Annotated in this window: 13 protein-coding genes; 5 read left to right on the top strand and 8 right to left on the bottom strand. The window is 66.8% G+C overall.

Annotated features, from left to right (window positions below; all coding sequences use genetic code 11):
- Window position 1 precedes the first annotated feature (1 nt).
- Window positions 2-1,273: a glutamate-5-semialdehyde dehydrogenase gene (locus tag AC0MAZ_RS06440; protein WP_203648167.1), complete on the bottom strand. Its 1,272-nt coding sequence runs from the start codon at window positions 1,271-1,273 to the stop codon at window positions 2-4.
- A gap of 305 nt (window positions 1,274-1,578) precedes the next feature.
- On the opposite strand from AC0MAZ_RS06440, the gene AC0MAZ_RS06435 reads away from it, so the two are divergent.
- Both AC0MAZ_RS06435 and AC0MAZ_RS06430 read left to right on the top strand, forming a co-directional pair.
- The gene (locus tag AC0MAZ_RS06435; protein WP_254464909.1) at window positions 1,579-2,271 is read left to right on the top strand and encodes a DNA-3-methyladenine glycosylase; all 693 of its coding nucleotides are present in this window, start codon (window positions 1,579-1,581) and stop codon (window positions 2,269-2,271) included.
- A gap of 3 nt (window positions 2,272-2,274) precedes the next feature.
- Window positions 2,275-3,591 (top strand): bifunctional DedA family/phosphatase PAP2 family protein, encoded by a 1,317-nt coding sequence (locus AC0MAZ_RS06430; RefSeq protein ID WP_203648169.1) that lies wholly within the window; start codon window positions 2,275-2,277, stop codon window positions 3,589-3,591.
- 167 nt (window positions 3,592-3,758) lie between these two features.
- Here the strand turns inward: AC0MAZ_RS06430 and AC0MAZ_RS06425 are convergent, their stop codons facing one another.
- Genes AC0MAZ_RS06425 through AC0MAZ_RS06415 form a run of 3 tightly spaced genes read right to left on the bottom strand, consistent with a single transcriptional unit; the run spans window position 3,759 to window position 5,434 of the window.
- On the bottom strand, window positions 3,759-4,349 hold the full coding sequence (locus AC0MAZ_RS06425; RefSeq protein ID WP_203648170.1) for an LON peptidase substrate-binding domain-containing protein: 591 nt from the start codon (window positions 4,347-4,349) through the stop codon (window positions 3,759-3,761).
- A 9-nt stretch (window positions 4,350-4,358) separates the two neighbouring features.
- Entirely contained in the window at window positions 4,359-5,075 is a 717-nt protein-coding gene (locus AC0MAZ_RS06420; RefSeq protein WP_475860691.1) for an LrgB family protein, read from the bottom strand.
- Window positions 5,072-5,434 (bottom strand): CidA/LrgA family protein, encoded by a 363-nt coding sequence (locus AC0MAZ_RS06415; RefSeq protein WP_203648172.1) that lies wholly within the window; start codon window positions 5,432-5,434, stop codon window positions 5,072-5,074. Before AC0MAZ_RS06415 ends, AC0MAZ_RS06420 begins: the two co-directional genes overlap by 4 nt.
- Before the next feature lie 151 nt (window positions 5,435-5,585).
- Between AC0MAZ_RS06415 and AC0MAZ_RS06410 the strand changes: the two genes are divergently transcribed.
- The 3 genes from AC0MAZ_RS06410 (at window position 5,586) to AC0MAZ_RS06400 (ending at window position 8,535) form a co-directional block, all read left to right on the top strand.
- On the top strand, window positions 5,586-6,041 hold the full coding sequence (locus tag AC0MAZ_RS06410; RefSeq protein WP_110737952.1) for a MaoC family dehydratase: 456 nt from the start codon (window positions 5,586-5,588) through the stop codon (window positions 6,039-6,041).
- 88 nt (window positions 6,042-6,129) lie between these two features.
- Entirely contained in the window at window positions 6,130-7,863 is a 1,734-nt protein-coding gene (locus AC0MAZ_RS06405; RefSeq protein ID WP_254464906.1) for a C13 family peptidase, read from the top strand.
- Window positions 7,864-7,890: 27 nt separating this feature from the next.
- Window positions 7,891-8,535: an oxidoreductase gene (locus tag AC0MAZ_RS06400; protein ID WP_028690375.1), complete on the top strand. Its 645-nt coding sequence runs from the start codon at window positions 7,891-7,893 to the stop codon at window positions 8,533-8,535.
- 90 nt (window positions 8,536-8,625) lie between these two features.
- Here the strand turns inward: AC0MAZ_RS06400 and AC0MAZ_RS06395 are convergent, their stop codons facing one another.
- From AC0MAZ_RS06395 to AC0MAZ_RS06380, 4 genes are all read right to left on the bottom strand, one after another.
- Window positions 8,626-8,913, bottom strand: a complete 288-nt coding sequence (locus AC0MAZ_RS06395) for a YceK/YidQ family lipoprotein (protein ID WP_475860687.1) — start codon at window positions 8,911-8,913, stop codon at window positions 8,626-8,628.
- Complete coding sequence (gene ubiX / locus AC0MAZ_RS06390) at window positions 8,910-9,539, bottom strand: flavin prenyltransferase UbiX (RefSeq protein ID WP_198744903.1); 630 nt, start codon at window positions 9,537-9,539, stop codon at window positions 8,910-8,912. Before ubiX ends, AC0MAZ_RS06395 begins: the two co-directional genes overlap by 4 nt.
- A complete protein-coding gene (mpl, locus tag AC0MAZ_RS06385; RefSeq protein ID WP_475860684.1) occupies window positions 9,536-10,885 on the bottom strand; it encodes a UDP-N-acetylmuramate:L-alanyl-gamma-D-glutamyl-meso-diaminopimelate ligase in 1,350 nt (449 codons plus the stop codon). Before mpl ends, ubiX begins: the two co-directional genes overlap by 4 nt.
- 66 nt (window positions 10,886-10,951) lie before the next feature.
- Window positions 10,952-12,928 (bottom strand): sigma-54-dependent Fis family transcriptional regulator, encoded by a 1,977-nt coding sequence (locus AC0MAZ_RS06380; protein ID WP_475860682.1) that lies wholly within the window; start codon window positions 12,926-12,928, stop codon window positions 10,952-10,954.
- Window positions 12,929-13,025: the final 97 nt, after the last annotated feature.

Here is a 13,025-nt window from a genome sequence, read left to right as displayed (position 1 = left end):
CTCAGCACGACTCCTGGCCGCGCAGCTGGCCGTCGCCGATCACCACGTACTTCTCGCAGGTCAGGCCTTCCAGGCCGACCGGGCCGCGGGCGTGCAGCTTGTCGGTGGAGATGCCGATTTCCGCGCCCAGGCCGTACTCGAAGCCATCGGCGAAGCAGGTCGGGGTGTTGAGCATGACCGACGCCGAGTCTACCTCGGCGATGAAACGCCGGGACTGGCCCTGGTGCTCGGTAATGATCGAGTCGGTGTGGTGCGAGCCGTAGTGGTTGATGTGTTCGATGGCCTGCTCCAGGCCGTCGACGACGCGGATCGACAGGATCGCGTCAAGGTATTCGGTGTGCCAGTCGTCTTCACTGGCCGGCTTGGCGTCGATGATCGCCCGGGTGCGCTCGCAGCCGCGCAGCTCGACGCCCTTGTCGTGGAATCGGCGGGCCATTTCCGGCAGGAAGCGCTCGGCCACGGCCTGGTCCACCAACAGGGTTTCCATGGCGCCACAGATGCCGTAGCGGTAGGTCTTGGCGTTGAAGGCCACGCGCCATGCCTTGTCCAGGTCGGCATGGGCATCGACGAAGACATGGCAGATGCCGTCCAGATGCTTGATTACCGGTACCCGGGCGTCGCGACTGATGCGCTCGATCAGGCCACGGCCGCCACGCGGGACAATCACATCGACGAATTCCGGCATGCTGATCAGCGCGCCCACGGCCTCGCGGTCGGTGGTCTCGACCACTTGCACCACCGCCGGCGGCAGGCCGGCCTCGGCCAGGCCGCGCTGGATGCAGGCGGCGATGGCGCGGTTGGAGTGGATGGCCTCGGAGCCGCCGCGCAGGATGGTGGCGTTGCCCGACTTCAGACACAGGCTGGCGGCGTCGATGGTCACGTTGGGGCGCGACTCGTAGATGATGCCGATGACACCCAGCGGCACGCGCATCTTGCCGACCTGGATGCCCGACGGGCGGTAGCTCATGTCGCGGATGGCACCGACCGGATCCGCCAGGCTGGCCACCTGGCGCAGGCCGGTGATCATGCCGTCGATGCGCGCCGGGGTGAGTGCCAGGCGGTCGAGCAGCGCCGGCTCCAGGCCGTTCTTGCGACCGTTGGCCAGGTCCTGTTCGTTGGCTGCGGTGAGCGCGTCGCGAGCCGCGTCGAGGGCGTCGGCGGCGGCCTGCAGGGCGCGGTTCTTCTGCGCGGTGCTGGCACGGCCGATCACCCGCGAGGCCTCGCGGGCGGCGCGACCCAGGCGGGTCATGTAGTCAAGAACGGACTCGGTCATGGGTTCGGTGTCTTGGCAAAGGGGAAATCGGCTGATTATAACTGGAGCGCTCGGGTACGCCCAGCGGCGGGTGGCGGATGGTCGAAAATGGTGGGGGGAATGTGTTGGAAAGATGTAACGACCCGTATCAGCATTTCCTGCGCCTGATCCGGCCCTTTCGCGGGTAAACCCGCTCCCACAGGCTCTGCGCATAACCTGTGGGAGCGGGTTTACCCGCGAAAGGGCCAATCACCGACTTGGCGATTCAGCCTCGATTAAGCCATTCATTGCTATCATCGCCGCCTCCATAGCCACGAACCGCGCGTATGTCCGTCCCAGCCCCCTGCCCGGCCCGGGCCTTGCCCGACAGCTTCTTCGACCGCGACGCCCAGACCCTCGCCCGCGAGCTGCTGGGCAAGGTCATCCGTCATCGCCACGGCGATCTCTGGCTGGCGGCGCGAATCATCGAGACCGAGGCCTACTACCTCACCGACAAGGGCAGCCACGCCTCCCTGGGCTTCACCGAGAAGCGCAAGGCGCTGTTCCTCGATGGCGGGCACATCTACATGTATTACGCCCGTGGCGGCGATTCACTGAACTTCAGCGCCCAGGGCCCGGGCAACGCGGTGCTGATCAAGTCCGCCTACCCCTGGACCGACGCCATCTCAGACGCCAACAGCCTGGCCCGGATGCAGCTGAACAACCCCGACGCCAGCGGCAACCTGCGCCCACCCGAGCGCCTGTGCAACGGCCAGACCCTGCTGTGCCGGGCCCTGGGCCTGAAGGTGCCGAACTGGGACGCCCGGCGCTTCGACCCCGAGCGCCTGTATGTCGAGGACTGCGCCATACAGGTACCGAGGGTGATCCAGACCACCCGGCTGGGCATCCCCCACGGCCGCGACGAACACCTGCCCTACCGCTTCGTCGATGCCGACTACGCGCGCTTCTGCAGCCGAAACCCGCTGCGCCGCGGCCAGGTCGAAGGCAAAGACTTCTTCATGCTCGAACAAGGAAACTGAACCATGGGCCAATGGCTCGACAGCCTGACCACCTGGCTTGGCGCCAATCCGCAGTGGCTCGGCCTGGCGATCTTCATCGTCGCCTGCGTCGAATGCCTGGCGATCGCCGGCATCATCGTGCCCGGCACCGTGCTGCTGTTCGCCGTCGCCGTGCTGGCCGGCAGCGGCGCCTTCAGCCTCGGCGAGACGCTGTTGCTGGGCTTCCTCGGCGGGATGCTGGGCGATGCGATCTCCTACGGCATCGGCAAGTACTTCCACCAGAACATCCGCCGCCTGCCGCTGCTGCGCAGCCACCCGCAGTGGATCGGCAGCGCCGAGGCGTACTTCCAGCGCTACGGCATTGCCAGCCTGCTGGTCGGCCGCTTCATCGGCCCGCTGCGACCGATGCTGCCGATGGTCGCCGGCATGTTCGACATGCCGCTGCCACGCTTCATCGCCGTGAGCCTGGTGGCCGGCGCCGGCTGGTCGGTAGCCTACCTGCTGCCCGGCTGGGCCACCGGCGCGGCCATGCGCCTGCCACTGCCGGAAGGGTTCTGGCTGGACGCCGGGATCGTCGTCGGCACCCTGGCAGTGCTCATCGGCCTGAGCTTGAGCACCAGCATTCGCGACCAGCGCCACGGCACCCGGCTGATCGCCGCCCTCAGCGGCCTGGCCGTGGCCGCGCTGTTCATCGGCTGGCCATACCTGAGCGAGTTCGACCAGGGCGTGATGACCCTGGTTCAGGAACACCGCAGCCAGGCCATCGACGGCGCCGTGGTGCTGGTCACCCGCCTGGGCGACTTCCGCACCCAGTTCTTCCTGGGCGGCCTGCTCACCGGCTTGCTGCTGCTGGCCCGGCAATGGCGTCACGCCTTGTTCGCCGGCACCGCGCTGATCGGCACGGCCTTGGCCAACGGTACGCTGAAATGGCTGTTCGCCCGCGCCCGCCCCGAGGTGCTGGTCGATCCGCTGACCAGCTACAGCATGCCCAGCGGCCACAGCTCGGCGTCGTTCGCCTTCTTCCTGGTGCTGGCGGTGCTGGCCGGACGCGGGCAGCCGCCGCGCATGCGCCTGACCTGGGTCATGCTGGGCTGCCTGCCGGCGCTGGCGATCGCCTTGTCGCGGGTTTACCTGGGCGCGCACTGGCCAACCGATATCCTCGCCGGAGCGTTGCTGGCGTGCTGCGTGTGCGCGGCGAGCCTGACCCTGGTGCAGCATCGCCAGCCGCTGGTGGCGCTGGCGCAACGGGTGTGGTGGCTGGTGCTGCCGGCATGCGTCGCGTTGCTGGCGTTCTTTGCCCTGCACGCGCTGCCAAAGGCGTTGTTGCGCTACCAGTATTGATACAGTCGCAAGTCCCTGTAGGAGCGGCCTTGTGCCGCGAAAGGGCTGCGAAGCGGCCCCGGGATTTCAGCGCTAAAGCAAAAATCGCCGGGGCCGCGTTGCGCCCCTTTCGCGGCACAAGGCCGCTCCTACAGGGATCGCATGGGCCGCTGGGCGGGCAAGCCTGATCAGGCGAACAACTCGCCCTGGATCCGCTCGAGCAACGCCTGGATCGCCTCCAGCCTGAGCTGCGGCGAATCGATGGCCAGCAGGCCGAGCTTGTCCTCTTCCATGAACGGCAGCAGGTACGCCAGCTGGTTGCCCAGCGACTGGCGCCCGTCCACGTCGCGCGGCATGTCCAGCGCCTCGACCATCGGGTGCTCGCCCAACGCCAGCAGCAGGGCCAGGAGGTCGTCGTCCTGCTCCAACAACGGGCTGTCCGCCAGGTCCGGCAGCCATTGCACCTCGGCGAGCATCAGCTGGTCCTTCTGCACCTCGGTCCGCTCGACGCGAAACCGCCGCACGCCCTCAACGCGGATGCCCAGCAGGCCGTTGTCCTGCTGCACGAAATCGCGGATCAACGCCTCGCAGCCGAGCGAGGCCACCACTGGCGGCGCCTTGCCCACCTGTTCGCCTTCAAGGATGCACACCACGCCGAAACCGGCGCCCTGCTTCATGCAGCGGCCGATCATGTCCAGGTAGCGCGCCTCGAAGATCTGCAGGTCGAGCAGGCAACCGGGGAACAGCACGGTATTGAGGGGAAACAGCGGTAACGTCATCTCGATTCCTCAAGCCACCAGGCTGACCGCCAACGGCAGGAACACCGCCGTGGCCACCCCCATCAGGCTCATCGCCAGCGCGGCGAAGGCGCCGCATTCGTCACTTTCCTGCAAGGCCACCGAGGTACCCACCGCGTGGGCGGTCACCCCCAGCGCCATGCCTCGCGCCTCCGGGCTGAGCACGCCGCAGCGGGTCAACAGCACCGGGCCGAAGATCGCGCCGATCACCCCGGTGATCAGCACGAACACCGCGGCCAGGGCCGCCACCCCGCCGATCTGCTCGGCCACCAGCATGGCGATCGGCGAAGTGACCGACTTCGGCGCCATGGTCATCAGGATCATGTGTTCGGCACCGAACCACCACCCCAGCGCCAGGCACGCCACGGTGGCGAACAGGCCTCCGACTACCAGCGTAGTAAATGTCGGCCAGAACAGCTGCCGAATACGCCGCAGGTTGAGGTAGAGCGGCACCGCCAGGGCCACGGTAGCCGGCCCCAGGAGGATGTTCATGATCTCGGTGCTCTTGCGGTACTCGGCGTAGTCGATGCCGCAGGCCAGGAGGATGCCGATCACCACCAGCATCGACACCAGCACCGGCTGCAGGAAGATCCAGCGGGTCCTCTCATAGCCCGCCAGCACCAGCTGGTAGGCGGCCAGGGTGATGCCGATGCCGAACAACGGATGGTGGATGACCGCCTCGAGCGCGCCGTGCCAGTCGAGGATCATGGCTGCTCCTCGCGCCTGCCCTGACGCTGGATCAACTTCTGCATCAGCACGCCGACGAACACCAGGGTCAGCAGGCAGGAAATCAGCAGGGCCCCGACGATGGCCCAGAAGTCGGCGGCGATGTCCCTGGCATAGACCATCACCCCCACCGCCGGCGGCACCAGCAGCAGCGGCAGGTAGCGCAACAGGCTGCCGGCGGCCTCGTTGAGTGGCTGGCCGACCTCGCCACGGATCATCAGGAAGGCCATCAGCAGCAACAGGCCGATGATGGGCCCGGGCAGGATGGGCAGCAACAGGTGGTTGATCGCCGTTCCCAGCAACTGGAACAGCACCAGCCAGGTCAAACCACGCAACAGCATATGGACCTCCCTCAGAGCATGGCGACCATTATAAGCACGCTAAGCAACTGCCTATAAGGCGATATTCGGCGAAAAGCGGGCAACTTGACTGAAACGGTTCGCCGTGCTGATCTTGCACACTCGTACCAAATGACAATCTGGAGATGTCGCGATGCCCTATGTACCCGTTACAGAGCTTTCGCAGTACGTTGGCAAGGAACTGGGACGTTCCGCCTGGCTGAAGATCGATCAGCAACGCATCAACCTGTTCGCCGAGGCCACTGGCGATTTCCAGTTCATCCATGTCGACCCGGTCAAAGCGGCCAAGACCCCGTTCGGCACCACCATCGCCCATGGTTTTCTCACCCTGTCGTTGATTCCCAAACTGATGGAAGACATCCTCGTGCTGCCCGAAGGGCTGAAGATGGTGGTCAACTACGGCCTGGACAGCGTGCGCTTCATCCAGCCGGTGAAGGTCGACAGCCAGGTACGACTGAAGGTCGACCTGACCGACGCCACCGAGAAGAAACCGGGGCAATGGCTGCTCAAGGCCACCGTCACCCTCGAGATCGAAGGCGAAGAAAAACCCGCCTACATCGCCGAACCGCTGTCGCTCTGCTTCGTCTGAGCCGCCCCAGGGGTCGCCACGCGGCCCCGATTCACGCACCTGCGCATTCTGCGGCATACTCGGCGCATCGATTGTCCCGGAACCCGCCATGCGCCGCCTGCTCCCCCTGACCCTGATCCTGCTGCTCGCCGCCTGCGGCGAAGGCGAACCACTGTCGCCCCCGGACGCCCGGCTGCCCGACGGCGGCCGCTACCGCGGCCAGGTGGTTGACGGCCTGCTGCAAGGCGAGGGGCGCATCGACTATCCCAACGGCAGCTGGTACGCCGGCACCTTCAAGGACGGCCAGTGGCATGGCCAGGGCGAATGGCACGGCAGCAACGGCGAGGTCTATCGCGGCCAATTCAGCGAAGGCCTGTTCCAGGGCCTGGGCGACCTGACCACCCCCGACAGCCATTATGCCGGCACCTTCAAGCATGGCCGCCGCGATGGCGAGGGCACGCTCAAACAAAACGACCAGACCTACCGCGGCCAGTTCAAGGACGACCAGTACGAAGGTGCCGGCCAGCTCGAACTGGCCGACGGCAGCCGCTACCAGGGCCTGTTCGCCAAGGGCAAGCCCAACGGCGCCGGGGTGCGCAGCGACGCCAGCGGCAACCAGTTCGGCGGCCACTTCATCGACGGCCAGCTGCAAGGCGCCGGCACCTACGACAGCGCCGACGGCGAGCAGTACATCGGCGAGTTCAAGGACAACCGCCTCGAAGGCCGGGGTCGCTACGAGAGCGCCGACGGCGACGTCTGGATCGGCGACTTCAAGGATGGGTCGCTGGTCGGCCAGGGCGAACTGCTGGGCAGCGACGGCAGCCGCTACAAGGGTGGTTTTCGCGACTGGCGCTTCGCCGGCAGCGGCACCTTGCAACTGGCCGACGGCAGCCAGTATGTCGGCGGTTTTGCCGACGACGCCTACCATGGTCGCGGCAAGCTGACCCACCCGGACGGACGGGTCGAGAGCGGCACCTGGGTCAACGGCGTGCGGGTGCGCGATGCCCAGGGCAAGCTGCTGCCCGACCCGCTGGACCTGGCCCTGCTCAACCAGGGCAAACTACTGGCCGATGCACTGGCCAAGGTGCCTGCGTCGGTACCGCCTGTGCAGCTGTACAGCCTGGTGGTGGCCGGTGACGGCCAGCAAAGCGTGTTCCTGCGTGAGGCCGACTATGTCAGCAACATGCTCAAGGTGCGCTTCGGCGCCCACGGCCAGGTGACCCTGGTCAATCATCGCGACCATCTGGCCGACCGCCCCATGGCCACACGCGAGAACATCACCCGTGCCGCCCGTACCCTGGCCGAGCGCAGCGGCCCGGAGGACCTGGTGTTCATCTACTTGACCAGCCACGGCAGCCATGACCACCAACTGGTGCTCGACCAGCCGCGCCTGCAACTGGCCGACCTGTCCGCCGACGAACTGGCCAGCGCCCTGGCACCACTGAAGGACCGCGACAAGGTGATCGTCATCTCCGCCTGTTATTCCGGTGGCTATATCGCCCCGCTCAAGGACGACCGCACCCTGGTCATGACCGCCGCGCGCCCCGACCGGGTGTCGTTCGGCTGCTCGGAAGAGGCCGACTTCACCTACTTCGGCGACGCCCTGTTCGCCCAGGCGCTGAACCAGACCGACGACCTGAAACAGGCGTTTGAACTGGCGCGGCAAAGCGTTGCCGAAAGAGAACGAAGGGAGGGCTTCGAAGCCTCGGAGCCACAGCTCTGGGCGCCGCCGCCAGTGATCAGCCACTGGCAGCGCCTGCGCCACCAACAGGCCGAGCAAGCCCTGCGCAATGAAGCCCAGCCAGCTTCGGGGGAACAGGCAAAAAAACCTGGCGCCCACTAAGCTGTGTAGTAACGAGGGAGAGACACCATGTACCTGACGCCTCAACATGTCCTGCTTGCCGGTGCCACGGGTCTGACGGGTGAACACCTGCTGGATCGCCTGCTCAACGAGCCCACCATCAGCCGCGTGCTGGCACCGACCCGTCGCCCCCTGGCCGAGCATCCGCACCTGGAAAACCCGGTGGGCGACCCGGCCGTGTTTCTCCCGCAACTGGCCGGTCGTGTCGATATCGCCTTCTGCTGCCTGGGCACCACGCTCAAGCAGGCAGGCTCGGAAAACGCCTTCCGCGCCGTCGACCTGGACATGGTCGTGGCCTTCAGCAAGCGTGCCCGCGAGATGGGTGCCCGTCACCTGCTGGTGATCAGCGCCCTGGGCGCCGATCCGAAGTCGTCGGTCTTCTACAACCGGGTCAAGGGCGAGATGGAAGAGGCGCTCAAGCAGCAGGACTGGCCGCAGTTGACCATCGTGCGGCCTTCGTTACTTCTGGGCGAGCGGATCGAGCCGCGCCTGGGTGAACGGATGGCGGCGCCCTTCGCCCGCCTGATACCGGGCAAGTACCGGGGCATCGAGGCCTGCACCCTGGCCCGGGCGCTGTGGCGCCTGGCGCTGGAAGAGGAAGACGGGATCCGGGTGGTCGAGTCGGACGAGCTGCGAAAACTCGGCAAGAAATAGCGTTGACCTGTTATGCCCTTTCGCGGGTAAACCCGCTCCCACAGGTTGTGCACAGGCCCTGTGGGAGCGGGTTTACCCGCGAAAGGGCCGCTACAGACCGCCGGTGGCGTTAAAACCCACCCCCGCCGCCGTCAACAACGACAACGGCAGCAACAAGGTATCCAGCAATGCGCTCCCCGGCAGGTCCAACCCCGGATAAGCCGGCGCTTCGGCGCCAAAGCGGTCCTCGGGGCAACAACCGCCATTGATCACGTACAAGTCCAGGCGCGTTCCGGCATACACCACCGGCGCCCCCGGCTTGTTGGCATCGAGGGTGCGCACCGTGGCGCAACCGCCGAGCTGGCCCAGTATCACCAGCCCCGCCAACACCCGCTTCAATCATCGACCCCGTAATGATGCTCGCCCCAGCGCGGCAGCATGTCCTGCGGGATGTTCAGCAGGTTGAGGATGCGCGCCACGACGAAATCGACCAGGTCGTCGATGCTCTGCGGCTGGTGATAGAACCCCGGTGCCGCCGGCAGGATCACCGCGCCCATCTGCGACAGCTTGAGCATGTTCTCCAGGTGGATGGTGGAGAACGGCGCCTCGCGCGGCACCAGGATCAGTTGCCGACGTTCCTTGAGGGTCACGTCGGCGGCGCGCTCGATCAGGTTGTTGCAGGCACCCGTGGCGATCGCCGACAGGGTGCCGGTGGAACAGGGCACCACCACCATCGCCGCCGGCGCGCCGGAGCCCGAGGCCACCGGCGACATCCAGTCCTCCTTGCCGTACACGCGGATCTGCCCGTCGGCCGCGCCGGTGTACTCGGTGAGGAACGCCTGCATGGCCTGGGGCTTGGCCGGCAGCAGCACGTCGGTCTCGGTGGCCATCACCAACTGCGCGGCCTTGGAGATGAGGAAGTGCACCTCGCGGTCCTCGCGCACCAGGCAGTCGAGCAGACGCAGGCCATACTGCGCCCCGGAGGCGCCGGTCATGGCCAGGGTGATGCGTTCCGGCCCGCTCACTTCAGCGCCTCGGCCAGCTTGCCGTGCAGGCCGCCGAAACCGCCGTTGCTCATGATCACCACATGGGTGCCCGGGCGGGCCTGGCCCTTGATGCGCTCGATGATGGCTTCGAGGCTGTCGGCCACCACGCTCGGCACCTTGCACTGCGCGGCGGTGCCCGCCAGGTCCCAGCCCAGGTTGGGCGGCGCGTACCAGATCACCTGGTCGGCGTCGTTGACGCTTTCCGGCAGGCCATCGCGGTGGGCGCCAAGCTTCATGGAGTTGGAGCGCGGCTCGATCACCGCAATCACCGGCGCCTCGCCAACGCGCTTGCGCAGGCCATCGAGGGTGGTGGCAATGGCAGTCGGGTGGTGGGCGAAGTCATCGTAGATGGTCACGCCTTGAACTTCGGCGACCTTCTCCATACGCCGTTTGACGCTCTTGAACGCGCTCAGGCCCTCGATGCCCATGGCCGGGGCCACACCCACATGGCGGGCGGCCGCCAGGGTGGCCAGGGCGTTGGCAACGTTGTGCTGGCCAGTCAGGGCCCAGTCCACCACGCCTTGCGCCTCGTCCTCGAACAGCACCTCGAAGCGCGAACCGTCGGCGCTGAGCAGGCGCGCCTGCCACTGGCCACCAGCTCCGGTGGTCTGCAACGGGGTCCAGCAGCCCATGCCGATCACTCGCTCCAGCGCCTGCTCGGTGGTCGGGTGGATGACCAGGCCTTCGCTCGGGATGGTGCGCACCAGGTGGTGGAACTGCCGCTCGATGGACGCCAGGTCCGGGAAGATGTCCGCGTGATCGAACTCGAGGTTGTTGAGGATCGCGGTGCGCGGGTGGTAGTGCACGAACTTCGAGCGCTTGTCGAAGAAGGCGCTGTCGTATTCGTCGGCCTCGACCACGAAGAACGGTGTGCCGCCCAGGCGCGCCGACACCGAGAAGTTCTGCGGCACGCCGCCGATCAGGAAGCCCGGGCTCATGCCGGCATGTTCCAGGACCCAGGCCAGCATGCTGCTGGTGGTGGTCTTGCCATGGGTACCGGCCACGGCCAGCACCCAGCGGCCCTGCAGCACATGGTCGGCCAGCCACTGCGGGCCGGACACATAGGGCAGGCCCTTGTTCAGCACGTACTCCACCGCCGGGTTGCCCCGCGACATGGCGTTGCCGATCACCACCAGGTCAGGTGCCGGCTCCAGCTGGGCCGGGTCGTAGCCCTGGGTCAGCTCGATGCCCTGGGCCTCGAGCTGGGTGCTCATCGGGGGATAGACGTTGGCGTCGGAGCCGGTGACGCGGTGGCCCAGTTCCTTGGCCAGCACGGCCAGCGAACCCATGAAAGTGCCGCAAATACCGAGAATATGAATGTGCATGATCGACCTCGCAAAACGTCGAGGCAGGGTAGCCCAGGGCGAGGGAAATCGCACTCGCTGTTTCGCTCAACTGGCCCTGGCGATGCCGTGTTTGCGCAGTTTTCGATACAAGGTATTGCGGCTGATGCCCAGGTGTTCGGCGACGCGGGTCAAGTGCCAGCGGTTTGCCTCCAGTACGGCGAGCAATGCATCGCGCTCGGCGTGTAGGAGCGGCCTTGTGCCGCGAAAGGGCTGCGCAGCAGCCCCGGCGATTTCAGCGATATGGTCAGGATCCTGGGGCCGCTCTGCGGCCCTTTCGCGGCACAAGGCCGCTCCTACAGAGGGCGCGCCATGGCGGACAATTGCAGGGAGATCGGAAAACTCGATGTGCGCACCTTCGCACAACGCCACCACGGTACGCAGCACATTCCTCATCTGCCGCACGTTACCCGGCCAGGTGAAGTCCAGCAGCGCCTGGCGGGCGGCCGGGTCGAGGCCGATGGCCTGGCCCTCGGCCTCCTGCGCCAGCAGGAAATCGAGCAACTGCGCCTTGTCGCTACGCTCGCGCAGCGCCGGCAGTGCAACCTCGAGGCCATTGAGGCGGTAATAGAGGTCTTCGCGAAATCCCCCCTGTTCAACCCGTTCCAACAGGTCACGGTGGGTGGCGCTGACGATCCGCACATCTACCGCCTGCGGCTCGCCACCGATGGGCACCACCTGGCGTTCTTCGAGCACCCGCAGCAGGCGGGTCTGCAACGCCAGCGGCATGTCGCCGATCTCGTCCAGCAGCAAGGTGCCACCATCGGCCTGCAGCAACTTGCCGCGCATGCCCTCCTTGCGCGCGCCGGTGAAGCTACCGCCGCGATAGCCGAACAGCTCGCTTTCGATCAGGCTTTCGGGAATCGATGCACAGTTGATTGCCACGAACGGCTTGTGCCGGCGCGAGCTGGCCTGGTGCACGGCCTGGGCGAAGGCCTCCTTGCCGCAGCCGGTCTCGCCGCGCAGCAGCAGCGGCACGTCACGCTCGAACACCCGCACGGCGCGGCGAAAGTCCTCGCGCAGGGCCGGGTCGAGCAGGCAGATGCCGGGGTCGCTGGCCCGGGGCAAGGCCACCGGCACTGACCACACCGGCGTTCGGGCCTGGCCGCGCAAGCTGGCGAACACCTGGCGGCCATCGCGGGTGTGCAACGGCCAGGCGCTGCTGCCCTGGGGCGTGGCGCGACTGAACAGCTCGTCGTGGCTGCAGGCGAAGAACCTGTCCAGGGGCTTGCCCAGCACACCGCCTCGGATGGTCCCCAGCAGGTTCAAGGCGCTCTGGTTGGCGGCGCAAATTCGCCCGTCGCCATCGACGGCCAGCAAGCCCTCGCTGAACAGACCGACCGACTCGGCCTGCAGGTGGAAGCGCAGCAGCCACTGCTGCTCGAAATGACGCAGGAAATAACAGCTTTCGATCATCTTCGCCGAGAGGTTGACCAGGGCCATGGTGTGGAACTGGCTCTGGCGCGAAACATCCGGCCGTGCCGATGACACGTCGAGTACCCCCAGCAGTTCACCGTGGGGATCGAATACCGGGCTGGCCGAGCAGGTCAGCCCGGTATGGCGGCCACGAAAGTGCTCGTCCTGGTGAATGGTCAGGGCCTGGCGCTCGACCAGGCAGGTGCCGATGCCGTTGGTGCCCTCGCGGGCTTCGCTCCAGTCGGCGCCCAGCCACAGCCCGGCGCGCTCGAAGATGCGCCGCTCGCCGGGGGCGGTGACGCAGTTGAGGATCACCCCGCGGGCGTCGGTCAGCAACACCGCGTGCCCGCTGCCGGAGAGCTGCTGGTGCAGGCTGTTCATCTCGTTGTCGGCGATCTGCAGCACCTGGCGCAGGCGCTCGCGGCTCTCCAGCAGGCGGCCGTGCTCGAGCACCACCGGGGCCTGGGCCCGTGCCGGGTCGAGGTGGTAGTCCTCCAGGCAGCGCAGCCAGGAGCGGGCGATCGACGGGTCGCTGCCCGGCCCGCTGGCCTGGCCGTGGGCGACCGTGAGCACTTGCTGGGCATGGCGGCTGAACGGGTTGCTCTGCATTTGTAGTTGTTCTCCGCAGATAGAGCGTGTCGCCAGCATCCTCCAGGCAGGAACGCTTTGCAATGGTGCACTGACCCTGCGGTCACGACCCGTGTCG

The sequence above is a fragment of the Pseudomonas sp. A genome, assembly GCF_056270345.1.
The sequence above is the reverse complement of the archived record's forward strand: the minus strand, read 5'-3'. Positions and strand labels throughout refer to the sequence as shown.